The organism is Pseudarthrobacter sp. S3, from assembly GCF_050156905.1.
GTDB lineage: Bacteria > Actinomycetota > Actinomycetes > Actinomycetales > Micrococcaceae > Arthrobacter.
On record NZ_CP189583.1, the window covers coordinates 2,842,432 to 2,867,175 of the forward strand.

Genomic DNA, 24,744 nt, shown 5'->3' on the forward strand with positions numbered 1-24,744 from the left:
TTCGAACACGGCTGCAACCGTTAGATGATATCAGCGAGTCCCTAGGCGGCCACATGGCGGACCGTCGACCAACCTGCGGGCTGAATTCGGATTGGAAGTGTTTCGGCGTAGAATCTCAAGCATGCTTAGCCCACAATCCCGCCGAGTTCTAGTGATCATGCCCGCCTGGAACGAGGGGGAAACAGTCGGTGACACGGTTGCTGAGGTCCACCGTCTCAACGAAGGATACGACGTCCTGGTCGTCGACGATGGGTCGAAGGACGCGACAGCGGCGGTGGCAGCAACTGCCGGTGCCACGGTACTTCGATTGCCGTTTAATATGGGTGTCGGCGGGGCGATGCGCGCCGGCTTTAAGTACGCCGACCGCCACAGCTACGACGCCGTCATTCAAGTTGACGCCGACGGCCAGCACGACCCCCGTGAAATTGCCTCCGTTTTGGCCGGCCTTGATACCGCCGATATATCCATCGGTGCACGGTTTGCAGCCAAAGGTGACTACAAGGTCTCAGGTCCGCGCCAATGGGCGATGGTTTTCCTTGCCGCCGTCATCTCGCGGCTAGCGCGGACCAAGCTCACGGATGTCACTTCGGGGTTCCGCGCTGGGAACAGGCGGGCGATTGCGCAATATCTTGATCACTATCCGGCGGAGTACCTCGGCGACACGATCGACTCACTGGTAGTTGCTGTCAAGTCTGGCTGCAAGGTCACCCAAATTCCGGTTGCGATGCGCCCTCGCCAAGGCGGCACCCCGAGCCACAATCCAGTGAAGTCAGCGGTCTATCTGTTGCGGTCCGTCTTTGCCCTGCTCTTTGCGGTGACTAGAAGCCGCTCCAGAATTGTTGTCCAGGAAGGTACGGTCTGATGGGGAACACGCTCGCTGCCTTTGTTTTCGCTGCGGTCATGGTGGGCATAGTTCTGGAGCTCGTCCGCCGGAAGATTTTTCGTGAAAAGTACGCCGCACTGTGGCTGATCATCGGCGCCAGCGCCTTGGTCCTTGCAGGCTGGCCGGACCTCCTCAACAGTGTCAGCAAGCTCCTTGGGATACAGGTCGCGTCCAATCTTCTGTTTGCGATGTGTATCGTTCTAATACTCGGAGTCTGTCTGCATCTTTCCTGGGAACTCTCCGTGGTTGAAGACGAGAATCGAACGTTGGCTGAAGAAGTCGCAATCCTGCGCGCATCCGTTGAACGGTTGGAAGTAGACTTCCAGCGCGTTCCCCGCCTCGCCCGGCAGACGGGAGAGCCCACATCCGTCGGGCTCGAAGGGCCATCCGCGCCGTGTCCCTCCGACGAATGAGCTGACCGCCCGCAGTTGCCGGGTAGAGGCCTCAGCGTAGAATTAGGTGTCCAACTTGTTTCACCACGTAACCCTGCGCAGTTTCGGGCCGTGGAATGACGAAGTCGTGAACTTCAGGGAAAGCCGGCTGACCACGACCACTAAGGAATCATGCTCAGCCCTGAAATACATGCTATTGACACAGTCGCAGCCGACAACGTCTCGACCTGGCGTCGGCGGCGCCAACCGAAGCGTTCGGGCGCAACGGTTCCGGTATACCTAGGAACCGTCCTGGCCGCCGCGCTAATCGCGGCTGTCGTCATTACCCGGAACGCTGGGGGATTAACTGGTTGGGGGTTCGGCCCGGTCCTTGGCCTGGTGTTGATAATGATCCCGATCTCTCGAAGCTTGTCCCTGCGCATAGTCTTTTCTGTGGTGGTACTGGCTGGAACGGCGCCGATCATGTGGTGGTTATCGGGCCCGGTTCCGGGGCTAGACCGCGGCACAGTCGTACTGGCCCTCGCAGCGGCCGCTCTGACGGCCACTGCCAGCTATTGGCTGCTGACACGGCGACCAGTTCGAGCGTTCCTTCCGCAACTGCATGCAGTCGACGGACTTCCGGTCCTCTCGGCGGTCGCTTCCCTGTGGGTGGTGCAGGGCTTCGTCACTGTCCGCTCGGTCGAGCAAGCACTGCACTTGCTCACCCAGTCCTGGGATTTCGCTCCGCACTTCAATATGTACAACATGATTCGCAACCATGGTGCTGTCTTAGCAGTGCTCCCAGCATCGCCCGACGGCGGACCTTGGTCTGCAGCAACGTATCCTCAGGGATTCCACGCTTTAGTCGCCACGCTGGCTGAAGTGGTCGCCGGAGGTCGGGCTGGGGACGTGGGGCAGGAAGTTGTGCTTTTCTGTCGGTTAGTCGGAGTTGTCACCGTTCTCGGGACTGTCTTGGTTGTTGCAGGCCTGACGGCTTTACCGGTGTTTCGCCGGAACTTTTTTGTAACACTGCCGCTGGTTGCCATTGTGGCTACCGCATGGGTTGTAGGCCCCGGCGCCATCCCTGTCTTCGGTGCGTTTCCCAATTTTGGCCTTGGGATAGCACTTTGCATCGCTTGCATAGCCATCGTTCAGCTTAGGCGTGTCATCCACCCGGCGCTCGGATCCTCCATACTGATGCTCGCGTTGGTCGGTGTAGCCCACGGATGGATTCTCCTCCTCTTGCTTTGCCTTCCTAGTGTTGTTGTCTATTGCTGGCACTTATTTTTGCATCGGAAGCAGATCGGACGCGGCGTCTGGCTTTTCCACGCCGTGTTGGTCTCGCTTGGGGGTGCAGCCTTTATTGCTGCGATCTGGCAGGTGCGAAGTATGTCAGCGGGGGAAGTCCTCACGACGACGGGCGGCATAGCCCTGGCGGACACGGGAGTGGCCGTACTCTGCGTCGTCGCTAACGCCCTCGTGGCCTTGGCGTTTTACTCCCGAAGAAAGGTCGGCTCAGCTGAAGCCCGGCACGGAACCCTGACTTCCCTGCATGTTCTAGCCACTCCCCTCTTCGCCGCGGCACTGCTGTTATGTCTGGCCGTCTTCCAACTCACGCAGGCAGGTGCCTTAACCTACTATTTTCACAAATCTTTCCTCGCCGTCGAGATTCTCGCCATCGTCTGTACCGTCATCGGTGCTGCCGAACTCTGGTCTCCGCTCCTTGTGGCAAGGATTCGCAGGAAGGCTTTTGTTGCAGCCTCACTGCTCACATCCCTGGGTGCCACACACTTCTTTGGCCTGCCCTTTACGGGCCTGAGCGAGCAAGGCCTGAAGCCGACCGCGCACGGGTCGAGTGCTCTGTTACAGCAGAGCGCGTCGCTTGCCGGCCCAACTCCTCCGTTGGTCTCGAAACTTGCGCAGGTGGCCCGGATCAAACAGGAGCGGACCTTCATATATGTGGGCTTCAACGACTACTTTGATCCGATGTTGGCGGCCCAGTGGTCGCTGACTTTGCAAGGTAAATGGACGAATAAGGTCGAACCCGCGATTCCCCTGGTCCGGCCTATGTACCAGGGCCCTTCGAAAGTTCCCGAGGCCATCAGCGGAATCCTCGACACCATGCCTGACTTGGACGTCGTAGTTGATCAGGGTCTAGTCCCCGAGTTGCGTGCTGCATTTCCGCAACATGCTTCCAGGATCATCACCTACTAGTTGCAGCACATGCGGCCAGGTGGCAGACACACTTTGCAGCGAACTTTCAACTCGTCACATCACGTCAACAGCGGGCTCGCAGAGCCCGACGTGCAACGCGTGACCAGATCCTAGGGCAGTCTCCCACTGGTGGCTGCTTGGAGCACAGCGACAACGTCGACGGCTGTCGCAAACACGACTAGACGGAAACAGGACTGCCTGTTGCCTCACGTCAACCGCCGCAACACAAAAACCGCTCCGGATAGCCGGAGCGGCTTTGCGTTGCAGCAAGTGGTCACCTAGCGATGTTGACGAAAATTCCTGTGCGCTGATGATGGGTGTGGGCTGTGGAACGTATGAAGTTCACTGCCCTCCTCGACGTATCACTGATCTGGTAGTCGACCGGGATACCAGGCCGGCCATCCGTCTCGTACTGATCCAGAACCATATCGATGGCGTCGACTATGGCTTCTGCCTTCACTCCTGTAGTGATTATGGCGGCCGTGTCCAAAGATTCAGGACGCTCGATTGCATCCCTCAACGTCACTGCCGGGAAGCCCAGCAACGAAGATTCTTCGCTGATGGTTCCGCTGTCCGAAAGCACCAGTTTGGCCTCCTGCTGGAGCCGTATATAGTCGTTGAAGCCGAACGGCGGGTGGAAACGCAAGCCGCGCTTGAGTTCTTCGGGCTGATCCTCCAACCGTTTGCGGGTCCGAGGATGGGTTGAGACGAGGACAGGAAGATCATGCCGTTCGCTGACCGTTTGAAGCGCGTTGAGAATCTCCGTCAATCGCTCCGGACTGTCGACGTTTTCTTCACGGTGCACGCTCACCATGAAGTAACCGCCAGAAGTTAGATCCTGCTTCTGAAGGATTTCGCTGGCCGCGATGGCGTCGGCATTTCCGGATAACACCTCCTTCATCGGCGACCCAGTGAGCAGAATCCTTGACGGATGAAGTCCCTCGGCGAGCAGATTCCGTCGAGCATGCTCGGTGTACACGAGGTTATAATCTGCTACGTGATCGACCAACCGACGGTTCGTCTCTTCGGGAACATTTTCGTCGAAACACCGGTTACCCGCTTCCATGTGGTACACGGGGATGCGAAGGCGTTTAGCCATCAGCGCCGAAATACAGCTATTGGTGTCGCCCAAAACAACCATGGCATCCGGCTTCTCGGCCAATAGCACCTGCTCAGTCTTGGCGAGGATGGACCCTAGGACGGCACCCAACGACGTTGTGTCCGCTTCCAAGAAGTGATCCGGCCTCCTGAGACCCAGATCCTCAAAAAAGACCTCATTCAACTCATAGTCGTAATTTTGGCCCGTGTGGACGAGGATGTGATCGGTGCTACGGTCAAGCCGTCGAATTGTAGCCGCCAAACGAATAATCTCTGGCCTAGTGCCTACAATGGTCAGTACTTTTAGCCTGCGGCCAGCGTCGGTCATACTTCCTCCGGGAAGGTATCGGGAGAGCTTGGGTCAAATATCTCGTTGATCCAGAACATAGTGTAGAGCTCATCGGGTCCTGTATTTGTGATCTTATGTGACCACATCGTTGGCATATCGAGGGCTACAGGATTTGTGCCCCCTACCGGAAACGTCAATACGTCATCGGAAAAAAGCTTCCGCATGGAAATTTCGGCCGTTCCTGAGAGGACCGTAAACCGTTCGATTTTGCGGCGATGATAGTGCTGCCCTCTGGTCACGCCGGGCACAGTGGTCGAAAATGACGACTGTCCTTCACCACCTGCGCTTCTGACTACCTCAAAAAACGCGCCGCGCGCATCTTCTTTCCTATTCAAGGGAATGGGAAGACGATCGCCAATGAGGAATGACCGGTAGGTATTGAACAAATCGCGCTCAAACGAATTGGAGATATCCGGAATAGTACCTGTGGAGTAAGTGCCAGCCATCTCCTGAATGAGCGCAGCGATCTCGCTCACTCGCCGACTTGTGGCGAGTCGAATTGAATCCTCAGGCTCGTGGAGGCCCAGAAGCACCTCGGCCGCGACCTGCGCGTGGAGCAGCAACAGGTCTTTGTCATCCTGGACCTCCAGTTGGCTCCCCTGGGCGGCTAGCTGGCAGAAAGTGGCCACCACCGAGTTGTAGAAAGGAACGCCGTGCTCGCCGAAAAGGTTCGGCAGCCTGACATCGACGAAACGGGCACCGGCCTGCTCGGCTGCCTGCCGTAAAATGTCCTCGGCTTCTTGCTTGCCCTTGCCGTACGGACTGTCGTTACCCGCCTGAATAGAGTTGGCGTAAACCACCGTGGGTGGCTTCGTTGATGCCTGCCCCAATGCGGTGGCCAGCTGCTCAGCGAACCGAACGTTCCCCTGTCTGACATCATCGTCCGAGCCACGGTTCACTCCCGCTACGTGCACCAGCATGCTCGCACTGCCCAGAGCGGCAACCGCGGAGTCGACATCAAATTTGTCGCCTAGCGCCAACGCCTCAGTCTGCTTGCCAAGGCTCTCCGCCAGTACCCGTATGTGCCATCCGAGGAAACCGCTGCTTCCCGTTAGGACGATCGTCATTCCTGCCTCCCTTTCACCCTTAAACAACTCATTACCCACACGCAGTCAATTTGTAAATTTTCGCTGCCCCTTCGGAATCGACAAGCGTCGCAACTCCTGCCTCCGCAAGGTTGTCCAAGCCCCTGAAACCGTTGTCGCCGCCGTGTACTTCTCGATGACCAAAATCGAGCACATAGGTCAGCTTAAGCCGCTCAACAATCGGGCAGACTGATGGATCCGTTGCAGCGGTATTCAAGGAGGTATACAGCTTCTCTGAGCCAGGGCGCAATTCGCTGAGTATATGGAATTGGATGACTTGACGCCCCGTAAAGGCATATGCCAACGCGCTTCCATTCCACGGATTGCCGATAAGTATCGCGTCTTTCGGGATCTCATTATTAATCCTCGTAAGTAACGACATCTCATCGGCAGAAATCAAAGGCGAGTCTTTCGTCAACTGGTAGCCGCCGGCTGCCGAACTGGTGGCTTCACGGACATTTGCCTGCTGAGTGCCCAGCACCAAAAGACTTGCAAATGCCAGCCCCGCAACCACGACTACGTAGGGTGGCCTTTTACTGGATCTCACCAGGGACGATTTAGTAGCAAACGGGAATGCGGCAAATGTTGGAACGACAAATCTATCCCAGCCACGGACCGCTCCTACAACACCAAGCGGCAGGATAACCCCTGGCAGCAGCGATGCAAGACGTGGTGGATCGTTGTACCACACACCAGTGAAGAACGTCCGCATCTCACCAAACGGGAAGGACGCAACGATGACAAAGAGACCCGAAGTAATTACGTACATTCCAACGAGCCAGATGTGGCTGCGCCGCCGGATCAGAGAGATGAGTCCAGCCACGGCCAGGACCATCACAACCCACGAAACAGACCGACCAATTGTGGCACTAGCAATTACTTCCCCGAACGCCCTGGCGGTCGTTTCGACCGGGGGCCAGAACGCCGCTATCTCGGGCGGCCTGATCGTCTTCCAAAGGACAGCAATCATGCCCAGGCCGACCAGGAGCAACAAGATCATCCCTGGCACCATCAAAGGAGATCTGTCGGCCCGCCGCGCCACGGCCAATGTATACCTGGAACAGAGGATCAACAATGGCGCCAGTGACATCGCCACCAGCGCCATAATGCTGCTGGGATGCGCAAGTGCGATACCTGGGAGAACGGAAAGCAACAGGAGCCATGCCACTGGCTTGGATTCAACTGCGCCGTTCGCCAACCCCATCGCCCGAATGGCGAGCCCCACGGCCACTGGCAAGAGTGCGTTGCCTAGGAAGTTCGGGTAAAGGACACCGAAGTCCAAGAGTAGCAAGGGAAATGCACCGAATCCTGCAGACAAGATGCCGGCCGTAACGCTGACGACGACCCGGCTGCCAAGAACCTGGTGAGCCAGGAAAATGCAGCCAAGCGGCCACACCAATGCGCCGATGCCGATGTTAACGACGTTCACTGAGACCGGGATTTCGGAGCCCGTTATGGAGGCAACGAGCGCGACGAGGTCGTGCCAGGCTGCCGGATAAAATCCGCCGCCTGTCATTGAACTCACTGTAATGGAGGAGCCAGATCCAGTGTCGAGAATATAGCGGACTGCGTTCAGGTGAAAGACGTTGTCAAACGTCTGTGAGAACCCCTCCGGGCGGCCGAAGGCCGCAACTAGCCGTCGCCCGATGAGAAATGCGGCGGCAAGCAGCGCAAGCGCATGACCCACACCTACCCACCAATTGATGGAATGGAATCGATAGTCGGGAGCGTGGAACGAGCCGCTGAAACGGGACGCTATGAGCAAAGCAATGGCTGCAATCACCGCGGTTAGCAGCAGAACAGGCAGAAGTGACCATTTCATGTTTGCCAGCGGCGCGAGCAGCGCCGAGACTGCGACAATCGACACCGTGATCGCCGGGGCAATGGCGACCAGCGCCATCCCACGGACTCGACTTGCCCAAGCGACGAGCGCCCCAGGCACAAATAACAACCCCATCGCCACCACGACAAGCGGGCTTACAGACCACCACGACAAGGGAATCCTCCAACTGATCTTAATATGCGAGTGCAACCGACAAGTCACGTCGGTGTCATAGCCGCCCACCGAATCATACGCGACGCTTATAAACCAAGCCTGCGCGCAGGCGCCTGGGCCGCTTTCTTGGCGCCTCCAAAATGCCCCGTCTGACGACCTGGCGTGATGGCGTACGTAACCGCTCAGGCGCGCAGGAGGGCTACAGCCTCGTCAATCGGTCCGTCGAACATCAGGTTTCCGTGCTCCAGCAGAATTCCTCGGGCACAGATGCGGGAAACCAGGTCGAGATCATGGCTGACCACCACGAGTGTCTTGCCGTTCCGTGCCAGGTCCCGGATCTTATCGATGCATTTCCGTTGGAAAGGCTCGTCGCCGACGGCCAAGATCTCGTCGATGAGGAACACCTCCGGGTCGGTGTGGACCGCGACGGAGAATGCCAGCCTCAGATACATGCCAGAGGAGTAGAACTTGACCTCGGTGTCGATAAACTGGCCGATCTCAGAAAACTCGACAATATCGTCGAATCGGTCATTGACCTGTCGCTCAGTCATCCCCAAGATGGCGCCGTTGAGGTACACATTGTCGCGCCCGGAAAGATCGGGGTGGAAACCAGCACCCACCTCAATAAGTCCAGCTACCCGGCCCCGCGTCCTGACCGTACCTGAGTCCGGCAGCATCACTCCTGAGATGTGTTTCAGCAGTGTGGATTTACCGGAGCCGTTCAGTCCCAAGAGCGCGACCGTCTCGCCCGTCTCCACCTCCACCGATACGTTCTTCAGGGCGTGGAATTTCTCGGACAGGTCGCCTTTTCGTCCCTTGGCAAGCCAGACGACGGCTTCCTTGATGGACCGGGTATGCCTCAGCACGAATTGCTTGCTGACGTCAGAGACTTCGATTGCGTTGACCACTCACAACTCCTGCGCGAAGCGGCCCTCGAGCCGCCGAAAAGTGAATTGGCCCAGAACCAGGACCAACAGTGCAATTGCCAGTCCCACAGGTGTCCAGAGGCTGAACAGATTGGGAGGCATGGCAGCGGATCCATCCGTCGTCGGGAACCAGAAGGCATAGTGGAAGAGCTCGACGCCGATCGTCACCGGATTTGCCTGGTAGACGGCGAACGCAGTTGTGCCGAGTTTCTGCTCAACCATGGTCCACGCGTACATCACGGGTGAGGCCCAAGTCGCTACCATCAGCAACATGTCCACGAGGTTTTCAGAGTCGCGGAAGTAGACGTTGGCGGCGCCGAATAACAACCCCAGACCGGTTGCAAGCAAGCCAACAATCGCAAAGCCGGCAACGGCCGCAAGAAGCTGGAAGACGTCTGGGTGCCACCCAGCAAATAAGCAGCCTGCCACCAGCACCACCAGCTGAGGGAAGAAGTGGACAGCCGAGACCCATACGGACGCAACTGGGAATAGCTCGCGCGGAAGATAGATCTTCTTGATCAGGTTGCCGTTGTTGACTATCGACCTGGCCGCATTGCCCAACGCCTCCGAGAAAAAATTGATCAGGACGATGCCTGAAAACAGGTAAACGGCGTAGTTGGACAGCCCCTCAGGGTTCCTCGGACTGCGTTCCAGCCCGAGGAACACACCAAGTGCCACATAGAAAACAATGAACTGCACACCGGGCTTAACGTAGGACCACAGGAGCCCAAGAACGGAACCGCGGTAGCGGACCTTGAGTTCCTTCCGCACCAAAAGTTTCAGCAGAAAGCTGGACTGGCGTAGGTCGCGCAGGCCGCCGCCCAGTCCGGGCGTGGTTAATTCCCCGGGACTTATCCCGCTCACTTGACCTCGTTCTGAGTGTGTCGCTCGAACGTCTTCCTCCAGGACTCAATCGACGTGAGGTCGTTCATTGCTGCCTTGTATTTCCGGCTGAGTTGCGGCCAGTCCTTGAGGAGCTCTGCGTGCAGGCGTGCGCTTTCGGCCAGCATCTTCCGAAGCTGCTTCGGATCCCGCCGGTACCAGGAGGCGCCGGTACCCTCGGCGTTGGACACCACTGCGCTGTCGTACTGGGCCATCCGCCACCAGCGGTTGTCCTGGTGGGCAACAGTCGCCTGCGGCCGCTCGGCGTTCGATCCGCTGACTGGGGACGCGAGCTGCCGGATCATGGTCTTGGCTGCCCATGGCAGGAGCGAGAAGTTGGACGGCTGTGAGATCCCGTGTCCCCTTCGTGGAGGCTTGTCCATTTTCGGGGCGGGGAACTCGTCCGGGTCGGGGCAGAACACAGAATCAGAGTACCCTGACATCATTTCCCGGATCTGGGGCAGCTTGGACGGGAGCAGGTCCCGGAGCGCCTCCGGACCCTTCAGGATGTCCTCAAGGGCCCATCCACGGCCGTGCGCGGTGGCGTACTGCATCGACACCAGGTGCTTGACATCGATGTACTGGGATTCCCGGACAACGCGTCCACCATGTTCATAGGGGCTGTGCAGCAGCGCTGCAACTACCCGGTTACGGGCGTGGAAGTAAGCCTGCCAACCAACCAGATCGTCTTTGTCGATCCAAGACACATGCCAGACGGCTGAACCGGGCAGAGAGACCGTGGGGACGCCATGAGCCTTCGCTCGAAGTCCGTATTCTGAATCGTCCCATTTGATGAATAGCGGAAGGGAGAGCCCGATTTCGCGAATCACCTTCGTCGGAATCAGGCACATCCACCAGCCGTTGTAATCCACATCGCAGCGACGGTGCAGCCAGGACGTCTGGCGGAGGTTTGAGGACATGAAGTCGTGTCCAAGAATCATCTCTTCGTTGGGCAGCGCCGGTTGAAACCGGTATGGGTTCACGACTTCGCCGAACGTATGAAGGACTGTCCGGTTGTACAGGTCGAACATGTGTCCGCCGACAATCGTAGGAGTCTTGCAGCGGTCCGCGAACGTCAGCAGCCTTATGATGCTTTCAGGCTCGACGACGACGTCGTCGTCCATCAGCAGTACGTAGTCGCTGCCATTCTCTACAGCTTCGAACATCCCCCGGGCAAAACCTCCGGAGCCTCCGAGGTTGGACTGGTTGATAATCCGCAGTTTCCCCTGCAGGGAATCCCGGACCTCCGCAAAGCCTTCCGCATCCGGAACCTTCTGGGATCCCTGGTCGACGATCAGGATTTCGTGGACGTGTTCCAGCGCCTCGCCGCTCTCAGCGAGAAGCCGCAAGTTGTTGAGGCAGAAGTCCGTCTTGTTAAGCGTCGTGATCTGCAGCGTCACCGAACCAGGCTGGCTTTCGGCCGCCGGGCCCTGCCATTCCGCGTCCAGCATGACGAGCGGTTCCGAGCCGGCCACGAGATCGAACCAGTACCACCCGCCGTCGCCGAACGGTGCTAGAGACAGTTCGAAGAAATTCTCCGAAATGCCCTCCACCCTGCGGGTGTCCACGCGCTGCAGCGAACCGCGCGCATTCGACTTATAGACGATGACGGATCCGGTCCCTTGCGTGCGCACATGCAGGCGGATCTTCTCAACGCTGGTCCACCGGCGCCAATAGCTAGCAGGAAAAGCGTTGAAGTAGCTACCGAAAGAGACGCGCTCCCCGGACCGGACGGACGTCGAGAAGCGAGACAAAAAGTCCTCAACGTGAGCTTCTTTCGTCGGGCTGCTGAAGGCCTGGGGCTTGCTGGCTTTTCCGTCGCGGTCGCCGACGGTGGGCAGTTGGATACCCGTGGCAGTGCCCATGTCCATGTAGAGGGGCACCGTATCCATCTGGCTGGCACTCGGCAGAATAACCCGCTGGAGCGTATCCCAGCGTTCTTCGTTGGCCTGTGAGCTTTCGGTGCCGTTCGTGCTTTCAGTTGAGACACTCATACGTCTACGCCTCCGCTTTCAAGCTCTGCTCCGCCTTCAAAATGCGGCCGAATCTGGTTGTCAAACATGGTCAGGGCCGAGCCGATGGCCATGTGCATGTCGAGGTACTTGTACGTGCCGAGCCGTCCGCCGAAGAGGACGTCCTTCTCCGCAGCAGCGAGGTCACGGTACTTGAGCAGCCGTTCCCGGTCCGCGGCAGTGTTGATCGGGTAGTAAGGCTCGTCGCCCTTTTCGGCGGCACGCGAGAATTCGCGCATGATGACGGTCTTTTCCGTCTGGTACTCGCGCTCGGGGTGGAAGTGACGGGGCTCAATGATCCGTGTGTAGTCCACCTCGGCGTCGTTGTAGTTGACCACCGACGTTCCCTGGAAATCGCCGACGTCGAGCACTTCCTTCTCGAAGTCGATGGTGCGCCAGGAAAGGTCGCCCTCGGCGAAATCGAAGTAACGGTCAACCGGACCCGTGTAAATCACAGGGATGTTCCCGACAACTTTGTTCTTACTGTACTCGTGCGATTCGTCGAAGAAGTCGGCGTTCAGCCGGACTTCGATGTTCGGGTGTTCCGCCATCTTTTCGATCCACGCCGTGTAACCGTTCGTGGGCAGGCCCTCGTACTTGTCGTTGAAGTACCGGTTGTCGTAGTTGTAGCGCACCGGGAGGCGGGAGATGATGCCCGCGGGCAGGTCCTTGGGATCGGTCTGCCACTGTTTACCGGTGTAGTGCTTGATGAATGCTTCGTAAAGCGGCCGCCCGATGAGCTGGATACCTTTGTCGTTCAGGTTCTGCGGATCGGTCCCGGCGAGTTCGCCAGCCTGTTCCTGGATCAGGGCCTGTGCCTGTCCCGGCGTCAGGTTGGCCCGGAAGAACTGATTGATGGTGGCCAGGTTGATGGGCAGGGAGTAGACCTCGCCCTTGTGCACGCCATAGACCTTGTGGACGTAGTTGGTGAACGTGGTAAACCGGTTCACGTACTCCCACACACGCTCGTTGGAGGTGTGGAACAAGTGCGCGCCGTAGCGGTGCACTTCGATCCCAGTCTGCTCTTCCTTTTCGCTGTACGCGTTCCCACCGATGTGGTGGCGGCGGTCGAGGACGACCACCTTCAAGCCGAGCTCAGTGGCGGCCTGTTCTGCGATTGTCAGGCCGAAAAAGCCAGACCCTACGATGACGAGGTCAGCGGTCACAAAATCTCCTGGTTCGAATGCGGGCAGCGCAATGTTGCGCATTGTCTGCTGCACCAGCCTACCCGAGACCCCATCGTGACCTACTAATCCAGAGAGCCAGCCGCTATCCACATACGGCCATCCCCCCGCGACGCACTCCAGCCCGACGGCTAGCTTGAAGAAAGAAGCCGACCGTTAGGACTTACACATCATGCCGCTGCACTGCACGCTCGTTCGGAGCCCGGGCGCAGCTCTCCAGGAACCGCCCGTGGAGCTGACCATCGAGGGTCCGGACGGGGCTGCCGGTGCGGAACTGCAGGCCGCGCTGACGGCAAATTTCGGGACCGGGATTGTGTCTGTCGACAGCCAGAACGTCGCTGAGCTCAGGCTCGGACAGCCTCCGCTTGTCAACGGAGCCACGCTCGTCGATGGAGCGGACCTCACGGCGCGCAGGTCCCGGCAGCGCACCTCCGAGCCTCCGGCGTCACTGGCCTTGGCGGTCCACAGCGGTGCCGGCGCGGGGAGGGTTGTGCCGCTGCGGCGTGGCACCTACACCATTGGCCGCAGCAATGCCGACATTCTCATCCCCGACGCCGACCTTTCGCGCGCCCACGCACGCCTGGTGGTCACCGAGACTGCCATCACGATTGTTGACCTGGACAGTGCCAACGGCACCGAGGTGGACGGCGAGCGCGTGCAAAATGCCGTGATTTCGACCGGCTCCACCATTCGTTGCGGCAACTCCACAATGTCGTTGGTGTTCCTTGAGCGGTCGCGTGACGGCTTGGCCGACGCGGGGACGGATGTCCACGAGCCGTTGGTTGTCAACCGCCGAGACGATCCCACGAACCGCGCGGCCCTGCTCCTGACGGCTGTGCTACCGGTAGTCATCGGCGTGGGCCTTGCCGTCATGACCGGGATGTGGATGTTCCTGGCCTTCACGGCCGTCTCCGCAATCTCCATCCTGGTGCCGGTGATCGGCGGGCGCCGGCAACGCCGCGAACTCGCTGCCGGGGTCAGGGCCGGTGTCACTCAGGACCAGGAACGACGACGGCGGGCCGCGCCGCCGCTTTCGGACCTGACCATCGGGGGCACAACCGTGGAGGACCCGGCCGGGCCGGTCGCCAACGAGGGCATCTGGCTGAGGCTGGGCCAGGCCATTCAGCCGGCTAATCTCCGGTTTGAGCCCACGGATCCGGGCCGCGCTGTCCCTTCAGCCGGCATGCTGCCACTAACGTTGAGTCCGGCCAGACCCCTCACCACCATCCGCGGGCCACGCGCCGCCGTCGACGGGCTGGTGCGCTCACTCCTGATGCAGCTTGCCGGTTATCCGCGGGGCCGGGATACCCGGGTGGTCATCCATGGCAAGGCGGAGCAGCTCCCCTTGGCCGCGCGGTATCTGGACGGTGTCACGCTTTCCATTAACTCAAGTACTCTCGGGACCCTGCTGAAGCGAGGCTTCGAGCCTGCCCATGGGCACGGCCTGCTCCTGTTTTTGGACGGCACGGAGTCCTCGGCCAGGATCACCGCCACGGCCTTGGAACACGGGTGGCAGGTCATCTATGCCCCGAAAGGCGGGTCCGCGCTGACGAATGCTGACGTGGAACTGGGTGAACGATCGTCTGTGTTCAATGACGGTGATGACAGCATCCGATTCGCTCCTGATCTGGCGCCCGTTGACGTCTTCAACAGGTTTTGCCGTCGATTGGCGCGGGAGGCAAACCACCAGCCAGTCGGTGCGGGATGGTCCATCCCCACGTCCTGCAGGCTCGCAGAGCTGCTCCCCCACTCCACGCCCGAAACATCCAGGCGATGGGCAGCAAACAACGGCTTGCCTGGGCTTGCCGTTCCTATAGGGCGCGGTCTTGAGGGTGTCCGGACACTCGATCTCCAAAACGACGGACCGCACCTGCTGGTTGCCGGGACCACCGGCTCCGGCAAATCCGAACTCCTGCGCAGCCTGACTGTGGCCCTCGCCCTCAGCTACGCGCCGGACCGCATCAACTTCCTCTTTGTGGACTTCAAGGGCGGCTCGGGACTCGGACCCCTGACCGGACTCCCGCACTGCGTGGGAATGCTCACCGACCTGAGCAGCCATGAACTCGAACGCGCCCTCCAGTCCCTCCGCGCCGAGATCAAATTCCGGGAACAGAGCCTTGCGGCAGTTCAGGCACCGGACCTGACCTCATTCCTGACAACGTCGGCCGGCCGGGCGTCGCCGCTCCCCCACCTGGTGATTGTCATCGACGAATTCCGGATGCTGGTAGAGGATGCGCCCGAATCCCTCAGGGAACTCATGAGGATCGCCGCCATCGGCCGTTCCCTGGGCATCCACCTGATCATGGCCACACAACGGCCCCAGGGCGCGCTGACGGCCGACATCCGCGCCAACGTCACCACCAGCATCGCGTTGCGCGTCCAGTCGGAGATGGAATCCGTGGACATCATCAATTCGAAAGCCGCGGCCGGGATCAGCGTCGATACTCCGGGCCGGGCTTACCTGGCCCGCGGAACGGAGGCTCCGCTGGAGTTCCAGGCCGGATCCCTGACAGCCAGAGCCATCCGATCCGAACCTGCCGGAATCTCGGCATGGTTGGCCTCCGAGTACATTGACGCCCCTGCCGCACCGGAGAGTGCCGCATCCGCCGGCCATGAACCGACACCTGCCGAGGCAACAGCCCCGTTGATAGCTTCCATGTCCGGGTTGTGGGAGGCCATGAACTGTCCGGCCATCCGGAAGCCGATTGCTGCACCGCTCCCCTGTCTCCTCCCCGAACCTGCAGGCTCGTCTACCCCCGGTGCCGCCGACGACGACAGTGACGACGACCGTAAGGACGCCAGTGTCGGCGCCAGTGACAGGACCAAGGCCGACGCCGGTGCCACCAGCTGGTCCGTGACGTTCGGCCTGATGGACCTGCCCGCCAAACAGCGAACCGCACCCTTGATCTGGGAACCTGCCGGCCATGGACACCTGGCGTTTGTCGGCGGACCGGACTCAGGAGTGTCTGAGGCCATCCGGCTGGCAGTCCTCGGTTTGGCATCCCACGCCCGGGAATCCCACTTGTATGTGCTGGACCCGGACAGTTCGTTCGTGGGGTTGGCTTCCCACTGCCGGGTGGGCGCCACGGCAGGACTGCACGAGCTCCGCCGTGCCGTCCGCATCCTGGAGCGTCTGGCCCGGGAGCAATCACTCCGACTGGGACGTCCCGCCGCTGACGACGACACACCGCTCGTGCTGGTGATCGCTGGCTGGGGATCCTGGCTCTCGGCCTTCCGTGCGGGGCCGTTGGCGTGGGCCGAGGACATTCTCCATGACCTTGTCCGGGATGGAAACCGGGCCGGTATCACGGTGATCATCTCGGGACAGCGGGAACTGGTCACTTCCAGATTCTTTGCAGCCGTTCCGAACCGCGTGTATTTCCCGACCGGATCCAGCGACGACAGCCGGATTGCCTGGCCGAAACTGCCTCCGACAGCCCCCGTGGTAGGGAGGGGCGTCGCTGTGGGCGCGCTGTCAGGTGGACGAACTGCAGTCTGCCAGTTCTATACGGCTGCCGGCGCTGAGGCCGCAGATCCTGGGGTAGCCCACGCGCCGGAGCCTTCCCTGCGGCGTCGACCATTCCGGGTGGAGCCGCTGCCGGCCGTGGTTCCGGCGGCCCGGATCCACGACCGGTCGGCCATTCAGATCCCGGCTGGACTGAAAGGCAGGATCCCACTGGGGCAGCGCGTCCTCCGCATCGGCGTGGGCGGCGACGAACTTGAACCGGTATCCGTCCGGGCGCCTGCGGGTGGAGTGCTGGCCGTGCTGGGCGGCCCTTCGTCTGGCAAGTCGGCTTTTCTCCGGCTCCTGCCAAAGGTCAACCCTGAAGCAGGACCGTGGCTTATGCCGGAGCAGGACGCCGAGCCGGGGGCCTACTGGTCCGGGGTTCTGCGCCAAGCCACCACGGGCGGTCTGGAACGGAACTCGGTGGCTTTGGTTGACGATGCGGACCTGTTGCCGCAGGAAGTCAACCGCGACCTTGCCGACCTCAACACGCTCGGAATCACGGTGGTGATGACTGCTGGGTACAGTCCGATACTCGCCCAGCGGGTTCCCCTGGCGCTGCAGGCGCGCAATCTGGGCTGCGGCATCCTGATCGCGCCCCGGACCTTTATGGACGGCGACCTCTTTGGGGTCCGCTTCGAGGCGGATCCCAACCCGCCACCGGGACGGAGCGTTCTCATCCAGAACGGCCGCGCCACTGCCGTCCAGCTGGGCTGGGTACCCCCGGACGGGCTGCTGGGCCGGTTGGCGGCGTAGGAGGTGACCGCTTACGACACCGGCCACTCAACGACAGCCCGCTTACAGCGCCGGGGGCAAACCGCCGGCCCGGGAAGCGTAGCTGATGACGTGTTTGTCGAACAGGAGGACTATGGCCGCAAGTGCCGGCACCACCATAGCGGTCCCCGCCCAAATGACGCCGCCGAAAAGGGTCGGGACGCCGATGGTAAGGACAAACAACTGGGCCACCAGCGCTGCCGCCCGCGTCCACCGGCGCCCACGGACGAGGAAGTGCCCCACCGAATAGAGCCAGGCCGAGAAAGCGAGCAAGAGGACCAGAGTAAACACGGCTCCCCAGAAAGACAGGACCGGCGCACCGGTCAGGAGCTCGTAGGCATACCAGCCGGAGGCAACCAACAGCGCGGTGGCCTCGGCGGCAACAACCAGAGCTATCGCCACAATGCCGCGCGGGCGCGTGGATGGCGACGGATCTGCAGGGTTCATGGGGGGTCTTGACACACTGGCACCCTACCGGAGATAGTCGGACAGTGGCGGGGGTCGGCAATGCCCGTGTGATGTATCGCTCAGCTATCCGGGGATTTCAAGCTGTATTACCCCTTGTTTACACAGCGTTAACATGACAGGGTTGACTGAGATGACCAAGGGGGCCCCTCAGGGCCCTTTTCCTTTGTAGCTACTAGTGAATTATTTCACAAACGGCTTATCCCAGAATTGGAGCAACTGATCAGCATGGATTGGCGTAACCGCGCGGCGTGCCTCGACAAGGACCCGGAACTGTTTTTCCCCGTAGGAAACACAGGGCCTGCGCTCCTCCAGATTGAGGAAGCCAAAAGCGTATGCCGCCGCTGCCCTGTCGTTGACACGTGCCTCCAGTGGGCTCTCGAGTCCGGCCAGGACGCCGGCGTCTGGGGCGGCATGAGCGAAGACGAACGCCGTGCCCTTAAGCGCCGCGCCGCACGCGCCCGCCGCGCCTCCTAGGTTCGGTCCAACCCGGTTCGGTCCCACCGGGCCCAAGCACCAACAGGCTCACACGCCGATGGCCGCAACCCTTCCGGGTTGCGGCCATCGGTTGTTAAGTCAGTGACGGTCAAGTCACGGGCAAGGCCCCGGCTACCTGGGCGCCAGGCTGAGCCGGATCTGGACAGCCGTTCCGCCGCCGTCGCGCGGGTGCCACGCGATGCTGCCGCCCAGCTCACTGGTGACCAGCGTGCGGACAATCTGCAGCCCCAGCCCCTCAACGTGCGGCGTATCCGGGAGTCCCACACCGTCGTCGGCAATGGTGACGGTCAGCAGTTCCTCGCCGTCCTCCTCTTCGGAACGGTCGGCGATGAGCCACACCGTGCCAGTGCGTCCTTCCAGCCCGTGCTCGACGGCGTTGGTCACCAGTTCATTGATGACCAGTGCCAGCGGGGTGGCGAAGTCGCTGGGCAGTTCCCCAAACAGTCCGGCGCGCTCGGTCTTGACCTGCTGCGACGGCGACGCGACCTCCGCGGACAGCCTGAACTGGCGGCCGATCAGTTCATCGAAGTCAACGCTCTGCGCCAGTCCCTGTGACAGTGTCTCGTGGACCAGCGCGATGGTGGCCACACGCCGCATCGCCTGCTCCAGGCCCTGCTTGGCCTCGTCGCTGACCATCCGGCGGGACTGCATACGCAGCAGGGCTGCAACGGTCTGCAGGTTGTTTTTCACGCGGTGGTGGATCTCGCGGATGGTTGCGTCCTTGGTGACGAGTTCCATCTCCCGGCGCCGCAGCTCCGAGACGTCCCGGCACAGCACCAGCGCACCAAAGCGCTGCTGCTCATCCCGCAGCGGGATGGCCCGCAGTGACAGGCTCACACCACGGGATTCAATCTCACTGCGCCACGGCATCCGGCCGGTCACCACCAGCGGCAGCGTCTCGTCCACCAGCCGCCGGTCCTTCAGCAGGCCGGCGGTCACCTCGGCCAGGGAACGGCCTTCCAGCGACTCGCCGTCGCCCAGCCGCCGGAAGGCCGATACCCCGTTGGGGCTTGCGTACTGCACAATGCCTTCGGCATCGAGCCGGATCAGACCGTCCCCCACACGAGGCGCGCCGCGGCGCGAACCGGTGGGCGAGGCAAAGTCGGGCCACAGTCCCAGCGTTCCCATCCGGAGGAGATCGTAGGCGCACTGCCGGTATGTCAGCTCCAGGCGGGAAGGCATCCGGGAACTGGTCAGGTCCATGTGAGTGGTCACCACAGCCAGGGTCCGGCCGTTGCGGACCATCGGAACAGCCTCCACCCGCAACGCCATGTCAGTGCTCCAGTTGGTCTCGCTGGACCGCTCGATGGCACGGCTGCTCCAGGCCTTGTCCACCAGCGGCTGCAAGTCCTGCCGGATGGGCTCGCCCACAAAGTCGCCGTGGAACACGGTGTGCGTGGTGGACGGCCTGACGTGCGCCAGCGCCACATAGCCGTGATCCGGGTGCGGGAACCACAACGCCAGGTCAGCGAACGCCAGGTCAGCGACCATCTGCCAGTCGCCCACCAGGAGGTGCAGCCATTCGGCATCGCCCGGCCCGAAATCAGCGTGTTCCCTGATGGGGTCCGTAAAGATTGCCACTGCACCTCCAGTTACGACGCCGGGATTCCTAGCGTCGGACGATTGACCTCAAGAGCCTCAATGCTACCGACAGTGACGCCATATCGTCGGCTTCGAGCGAGTTGACCTCGTCAAACATGCTCTTCGCCCTGCCCAGTTGCTCGGCATTCTGGCGTTCCCAGTCCTTCAGCCTGTCCTCAGCAGAGTCCCCGGACACTGTTGACTCGAGTACCGCCGTCGTCATGTCTGAAACGGTGGAATATAGGTCATCCCGGAGTGCGGCCCTGGCCAGCGCCTGCCACCTGTCCTGGCGCGGCAGGCTGCTGATCCGTTCCAGCAGCGAGTCAGCGTGGAAGCGGTTGAACACGGTGTAGTAAACGGCCGCAATCTCTTCCACCGGCTGCTTACGGGCATGCACGATCTTGGCGATGTCCAGCAGGACAAAGCTCTCGAAGAGCTCCGCCCACCTAAAGGCAAGCCCCTCCGGCAGGTCCCACCCGCGCGCGGTCTCAAGCCAGTTGGCAACGCGCTCACGGTCATCGCCGCGGAGATAATCCAGCAGCCGCGCGCGCATCGGGTCCAGGAGCGGCTTGAATTCGGCCACGGTCTCCGCGATGGGCCGGGACGTGCCGCCCTGGGCCAGCAGCCACCGGACGGCGCGGTCCAGCAGGCGGCGGATGTCCAGGTGGACGGTGCTCCAGTGCTCGGTGGGGAACGACGCCGGCAGGCTGTTCAGCTCCGCCACCATAGTGGTCAGGTCGAAGATCTCGCGGAGCGCCACGAAGGACTTGGCCACGGCCACCTCCGTGGCCGAGGTTTCCTCCATGGTGCGGAAGGCGAAGGTGATGCCGCCCATGTTGATCATGTCGTTGGCCACCACCGTGGCAATGATCTCTCGCCGCAGCGGATGGGTGTCCAGTTCGGCGTCGAACCGTTCCCGCAGCTGCTGCGGGAAGTACGCGCGCAGCGTTGCTCGGAACCACGGATCGTCGGCGAGGTCGCTGTCACGCAGTGCCGATGCCAGTTCGATCTTCGCGTAAGCGGCCAGCACCGAGAGCTCCGGTGACGTCAGCCCCTGACCCTGGCTCAGGCGTTCCCGCAGCGTTTCGGTGCTGGGCAGCGCTTCAAGGTCACGCTTCAGGTCAGCCGACTTTTCCAGCCAGTCCATCAGGCGCTCATAGCTGGGGCTCCACTCGGCCACGCGCATCCTGTCGTTCAGAAGCAGGATGTTCTGGTCCACGTTGTCTTCAAGGACCAGCCGCCCCACTTCGTCCGTCATGGAGGCGAGGAAGCCTGCCCGCTCTTCCAGAGTCAGCTTGGCCGCAACGACCATCCGGTCAACGAAGATCTTGATGTTCACTTCGTGGTCGGAGCAGTCAACGCCGGCCGAGTTGTCGATCGCGTCGGTGTTCAGGATGACGCCCTGCAAGGCGGCTTCTATGCGGCCGCGCTGCGTCATGCCCAGGTTTCCGCCTTCGCCCACCACCTTTACCCGAAGGTCCTGGCCGTCCACGCGGATGGCGTCGTTGGCCTTGTCACCTACGGACGCGTTGGACTCTGTGCTGGCCTTGACGTACGTTCCGATCCCGCCGTTGTACAGCAGATCGGCGGGGGCGAGCAGGATGGCGCGGAGAAGTTCCGGCGGGCTCAGCTCGGTGGTCGCCTCCGGCAGACCCAGCGCCGCCCGGACCTGCGGCGAGACCGGAATGGATTTGGCTTGGCGGGCGAACACGCCGCCGCCTTCGCTGATGAGGGATTTGTCGTAGTCATCCCATGAGGACCGCGGCAGTTCAAACAGCCTCCGCCGTTCCACGAACGACGATTCCGTTTCCGGGGCGGGGTCCAGGAAGATGTGCCGGTGGTCGAAGGCCGCCAGCAGCCGGATGTGCGGGGTCAGGAGCATCCCGTTGCCAAACACGTCACCGGACATGTCGCCCACGCCCACCACGCTGAACGGCTGGGTCTGGGTGTCCACGTCGAGCTCGCTGAAGTGGCGTTTTACCGACTCCCAGGCGCCACGGGCCGTGATGCCCATGGCCTTGTGGTCATACCCCACCGAACCTCCGGAGGCGAACGCGTCACCAAGCCAGAACCCGTATTCAGCCGCAAGCCCGTTGGCGATGTCGGAGAACGTGGCCGTGCCCTTGTCCGCCGCCACCACGAGGTAGGAATCGTCGTCGTCGTGCCTTACAACGTCCGACGGCGGCACTACAGTTTCGCCCTCAGCTCCCGCGACAAGGTTGTCAGTGAGGTCCAACAGGCCCCGGATGAACGTCTTGTAGCTCGCAATACCCTCAGCCATCCAGGCCGCACGGTCAGCTGCGGGGTCGGGCAGCCGTTTGGCGAAGAAACCGCCCTTGGCGCCGGTGGGAACGATGACCGCGTTCTTGACGGTCTGCGCCTTCACCAGGCCAAGGATCTCCGTCCGGAAATCCTCGCGCCGGTCAGACCAGCGCAAGCCGCCCCGGGCCACCTTGCCAAAGCGGAGGTGGACGCCCTCGACCCGTGGGGAATAAACCCAGATTTCGAACATCGGCCGCGGGAAGGGCAGCCCCTCAATCCGGGCAGGATCAAGCTTGAAGCTCAGGTGCGTCTTGTACTGGTAGTAGTTGGTGCGCAGGGTCGCCTCGATCAGGTTCGCCAAGGTCCGCAGCACACGGTCGGCGTCGAGCGTTGCCACCTCGTCAATGGCAGCTGACAGCTCACCGCGGACCTTCTCCTGCGCCGCAAGGCGCTCGTTCCCACTCAGGGCGGGGTCGAACCGGGCCGCGAAAAGAGCCGTCAGGGCCTTGGTGACACCGGGATTGGCGAGCAAAGTGTCCGCCATGAAACCCACCGAGTTGGTGTTCCCCATTTGCCGCATGTACCGGGCGTAGGCCCGCAGGACCGTGATCTGGCGCCACTGCATCCCCTCACGCAGAACCAGCCGGTCAAAGCTGTCCGACTCAACGGCGCCGGATACGGCGGCACCGAACGAGTCGGCCAGCAGCTGTCCGGTGGCCAGCGGATCAATGCCGGCGGGGTATTTCAGCCCGAGGTCATAGAGGAAGAAGTCCCGCTGGTCAGCTGTCTCGATCTCAAAGGGCCGCTCATCCAGCACCTCGAGTCCAAGATTGTGGAAGAACGGGAGGATCTGGCTCAGGCTCTTGGGCTCCAACATGTACAGCTTGACGCGGGCATCTTCTTCGAGGACTTCACCGGCACCCTTGGGCAAGTACACGTGGACGCCCGGCCGTTCCTGCCTTGCACCGGCTGTGCGCTCGGCTTCAGCCCCGTATTTCTCGAAACGGGCGATGTCCTCCAGCGCGTCTTCGACTTCGTAATCCACTCGGTAGCCGGCCGGAAAAGCCTCCGACCAGATGGCTGCGAGCTCCTTCGCCTGCTCATTGGCGCCGCGTTCCCGCAGGACTTCAGCGATGCCCTCACTCCACGAACGGGCCGCCCGGACCAGCCGCGCTTCAAGCTCATCGGCGTTGAAGTGGCTGATCTCGCTGCCCTTGGGCAGGCGGATCCGGAAGAACAGGCGGGCGAGGGCCGATTCGGTCATCCGCGCCTCGTAGTCGATGGACTCCGCCTGGAACGTGGTCCGCAGTTCCTCTTCGATGCGGAGGCGGACATTGGTGGTGTACCGGTCACGCGGAAGGTAGACCAACGCGGACATAAAACGGCCGTAGATGTCCGGCCGGAGGAACAGGCGGGTCCGCCGCCGCTCCTGCAATCTCTGGATGCCGGTTGCTGTGGCCGCCAGGTCCTCGGTCTCGATCTGGAACAGCTCGTCGCGGGGGTACGTCTCCAGGATCCCCAAAAGGTCCTTGCCGGAGTGTGAGTCCGGCGGGAAGCCCGCATTGCCCAGCACGGCGTCCACTTTTTCGCGCACGATGGGGATGTTCCGCACGGAGCCGGCGTAGGCGCTGGTCGCGAACAGGCCGATGAAGCGGCGCTCGCCGTTGACGTTCCCTGCCGTGTCAAAACTCTTCACGCCGATGTAGTCAAGGTACGCGGGGCGGTGGACGGTAGACCGTGAGTTTGCCTTGGTGATTACGAGTGCTCGCTTTTCGCGGGCCTTTTTTCGGCCGGCGTCGGTGAGGTGCTGCATGTGCGGAGCGCCCGGCTTCGCCCGGAGCAGTCCGAGACCGCTGTCTTCACGCAGTTCCAGTACATCTTCACCGTCAACGGTAACGAGGTCGTACTCACGGTATCCGAGGAAGGTGAAGTTGCCGTCGTCGAGCCAGCGTAAAAGTTCCTGCGCCTGCCGCAGCTCGGCAATTTGAGCCGGGTGGGACACCTGGTCCAGGCTCGCGGCAATCTGTTGGGCCTTGTTGCGCATCTTGGGCCAGTCCTCGACAGCCGCGCGCACGTCTCCCAGGATGCGGTCCAGCCCGTCCAGCAACGAGACCTTTGCCTCGTCGGAGACGCGGTTGATTTCCACAGCGATCCACGACTCCATGTGGGAGGCGTTTTCGCCCTGCGCGATGAGGTGCGAGAGCATGGGCATCGCCGCCGTATCACCGCTGGAGAGACCGATGTGGGACGGGACGCGGTCAACTTTTACCAGCTGTCCCGTTTCCCGGTTCCGGGTGACCACAAACAGTGGATGCAGTACAAGCCCGATGGCGGCGTTCTGGCGCACCAGCTCGGCATTAACCGAGTCAACAAGGAAAGGCATATCGTCCGTGACGACATAGACGACGCTGCTGTCCTGCTCGTTGACGATGGAAACCTGCGCTTGGCCCGGCAGCCGGTTCTCGGCGACACCGCGGTGCGTTTCCGCCCGGCTGGCCAGCACCTCCGGGGAATACGTCCGGGCATCCTCTTCGGCTAGATGCTGGTAATAATCCGCCAGGAAGCCCTCCCGGTCACCAATAGCCAAGGCTTGATCCTCCACGCTGGATCCAGACGACATCAACAAACGCCTCCATCACAAGTTTGATGCTGCACCGTT

15 protein-coding genes are annotated in these 24,744 nt (G+C 61.5%); 5 read left to right on the forward strand and 10 right to left on the reverse strand.

Features of this window, described 5'->3' with window-relative positions:
• The first annotated feature begins 157 nt into the window (after positions 1-157).
• The 3 genes from ACQCSV_RS13650 (at position 158) to ACQCSV_RS13660 (ending at position 3,468) form a co-directional block, all read left to right on the forward strand.
• Positions 158-862: a glycosyltransferase family 2 protein gene (locus tag ACQCSV_RS13650; protein WP_426939567.1), complete on the forward strand. Its 705-nt coding sequence runs from the start codon at positions 158-160 to the stop codon at positions 860-862.
• Positions 862-1,296, forward strand: coding sequence for a DUF2304 domain-containing protein (locus ACQCSV_RS13655; protein ID WP_426938598.1), 435 nt, complete (start codon positions 862-864; stop codon positions 1,294-1,296). Before ACQCSV_RS13650 ends, ACQCSV_RS13655 begins: the two co-directional genes overlap by 1 nt.
• Before the next feature lie 150 nt (positions 1,297-1,446).
• The gene (locus ACQCSV_RS13660; protein WP_426938599.1) at positions 1,447-3,468 is read left to right on the forward strand and encodes a hypothetical protein; all 2,022 of its coding nucleotides are present in this window, start codon (positions 1,447-1,449) and stop codon (positions 3,466-3,468) included.
• A gap of 274 nt (positions 3,469-3,742) precedes the next feature.
• Here ACQCSV_RS13660 and wecB read toward each other — a convergent pair whose 3' ends face one another.
• The 7 genes from wecB to glf all read right to left on the reverse strand — a co-directional run bounded on the left by wecB (position 3,743) and on the right by glf (position 12,982).
• Positions 3,743-4,894 carry a non-hydrolyzing UDP-N-acetylglucosamine 2-epimerase gene (wecB, locus tag ACQCSV_RS13665; protein ID WP_426938600.1) on the reverse strand — a complete coding sequence of 384 codons (1,152 nt, stop codon included), beginning with the start codon at positions 4,892-4,894 and terminating at the stop codon, positions 3,743-3,745.
• Complete coding sequence (locus ACQCSV_RS13670; protein ID WP_426938601.1) at positions 4,891-5,982, reverse strand: NAD-dependent epimerase/dehydratase family protein; 1,092 nt, start codon at positions 5,980-5,982, stop codon at positions 4,891-4,893. Before ACQCSV_RS13670 ends, wecB begins: the two co-directional genes overlap by 4 nt.
• A 31-nt stretch (positions 5,983-6,013) precedes the next feature.
• On the reverse strand, positions 6,014-7,957 hold the full coding sequence (locus ACQCSV_RS13675) for a DUF6541 family protein (protein WP_426939568.1): 1,944 nt from the start codon (positions 7,955-7,957) through the stop codon (positions 6,014-6,016).
• A 221-nt stretch (positions 7,958-8,178) separates the two neighbouring features.
• The gene (locus tag ACQCSV_RS13680; RefSeq protein WP_426938602.1) at positions 8,179-8,904 is read right to left on the reverse strand and encodes an ABC transporter ATP-binding protein; all 726 of its coding nucleotides are present in this window, start codon (positions 8,902-8,904) and stop codon (positions 8,179-8,181) included.
• A complete protein-coding gene (locus ACQCSV_RS13685) occupies positions 8,905-9,786 on the reverse strand; it encodes an ABC transporter permease (RefSeq protein ID WP_426938603.1) in 882 nt (293 codons plus the stop codon).
• Entirely contained in the window at positions 9,783-11,798 is a 2,016-nt protein-coding gene (locus ACQCSV_RS13690) for a glycosyltransferase (RefSeq protein WP_426938604.1), read from the reverse strand. The genes ACQCSV_RS13685 and ACQCSV_RS13690 overlap by 4 nt, the downstream gene beginning before the upstream one ends.
• Positions 11,795-12,982, reverse strand: a complete 1,188-nt coding sequence (glf, locus tag ACQCSV_RS13695) for a UDP-galactopyranose mutase (protein ID WP_426938605.1) — start codon at positions 12,980-12,982, stop codon at positions 11,795-11,797. The genes ACQCSV_RS13690 and glf overlap by 4 nt, the downstream gene beginning before the upstream one ends.
• Before the next feature lie 247 nt (positions 12,983-13,229).
• Here glf and ACQCSV_RS13700 point away from each other — a divergent pair, with 247 nt between their 5' ends.
• Positions 13,230-17,261 (forward strand): FtsK/SpoIIIE domain-containing protein, encoded by a 4,032-nt coding sequence (locus ACQCSV_RS13700; protein ID WP_426938606.1) that lies wholly within the window; start codon positions 13,230-13,232, stop codon positions 17,259-17,261.
• 42 nt (positions 17,262-17,303) lie between these two features.
• Here ACQCSV_RS13700 and ACQCSV_RS13705 read toward each other — a convergent pair whose 3' ends face one another.
• Positions 17,304-17,726 carry a hypothetical protein gene (locus tag ACQCSV_RS13705; protein WP_354162248.1) on the reverse strand — a complete coding sequence of 141 codons (423 nt, stop codon included), beginning with the start codon at positions 17,724-17,726 and terminating at the stop codon, positions 17,304-17,306.
• Positions 17,727-17,972: 246 nt separating this feature from the next.
• Here ACQCSV_RS13705 and ACQCSV_RS13710 point away from each other — a divergent pair, with 246 nt between their 5' ends.
• A complete protein-coding gene (locus ACQCSV_RS13710; protein WP_003804966.1) occupies positions 17,973-18,221 on the forward strand; it encodes a WhiB family transcriptional regulator in 249 nt (82 codons plus the stop codon).
• A gap of 132 nt (positions 18,222-18,353) precedes the next feature.
• Here the strand turns inward: ACQCSV_RS13710 and ACQCSV_RS13715 are convergent, their stop codons facing one another.
• Positions 18,354-19,823, reverse strand: coding sequence for a PAS domain-containing sensor histidine kinase (locus tag ACQCSV_RS13715; RefSeq protein ID WP_354162216.1), 1,470 nt, complete (start codon positions 19,821-19,823; stop codon positions 18,354-18,356).
• A gap of 28 nt (positions 19,824-19,851) precedes the next feature.
• Positions 19,852-24,705 carry an NAD-glutamate dehydrogenase gene (locus ACQCSV_RS13720; RefSeq protein ID WP_426938607.1) on the reverse strand — a complete coding sequence of 1,618 codons (4,854 nt, stop codon included), beginning with the start codon at positions 24,703-24,705 and terminating at the stop codon, positions 19,852-19,854.
• Positions 24,706-24,744: the final 39 nt, after the last annotated feature.

What these genes read in the sequence shown, in the direction of transcription:
- ACQCSV_RS13650 (WP_426939567.1), top strand. Translation starts at nt 158, where the DNA reads ATGCCCGCCTGGAACGAGGGGGAAACAGTCGGTGACACGGTTGCTGAG.
- ACQCSV_RS13655 (WP_426938598.1), top strand. Translation starts at nt 862, where the DNA reads ATGGGGAACACGCTCGCTGCCTTTGTTTTCGCTGCGGTCATGGTGGGC.
- ACQCSV_RS13660 (WP_426938599.1), top strand. Translation starts at nt 1,447, where the DNA reads ATGCTCAGCCCTGAAATACATGCTATTGACACAGTCGCAGCCGACAAC.
- wecB (WP_426938600.1), bottom strand. Translation starts at nt 4,894, where the DNA reads ATGACCGACGCTGGCCGCAGGCTAAAAGTACTGACCATTGTAGGCACT.
- ACQCSV_RS13670 (WP_426938601.1), bottom strand. Translation starts at nt 5,982, where the DNA reads ATGACGATCGTCCTAACGGGAAGCAGCGGTTTCCTCGGATGGCACATA.
- ACQCSV_RS13675 (WP_426939568.1), bottom strand. Translation starts at nt 7,957, where the DNA reads ATGGGGTTGTTATTTGTGCCTGGGGCGCTCGTCGCTTGGGCAAGTCGA.
- ACQCSV_RS13690 (WP_426938604.1), bottom strand. Translation starts at nt 11,798, where the DNA reads ATGAGTGTCTCAACTGAAAGCACGAACGGCACCGAAAGCTCACAGGCC.
- ACQCSV_RS13705 (WP_354162248.1), bottom strand. Translation starts at nt 17,726, where the DNA reads ATGAACCCTGCAGATCCGTCGCCATCCACGCGCCCGCGCGGCATTGTG.
- ACQCSV_RS13710 (WP_003804966.1), top strand. Translation starts at nt 17,973, where the DNA reads ATGGATTGGCGTAACCGCGCGGCGTGCCTCGACAAGGACCCGGAACTG.
- ACQCSV_RS13720 (WP_426938607.1), bottom strand. Translation starts at nt 24,705, where the DNA reads ATGTCGTCTGGATCCAGCGTGGAGGATCAAGCCTTGGCTATTGGTGAC.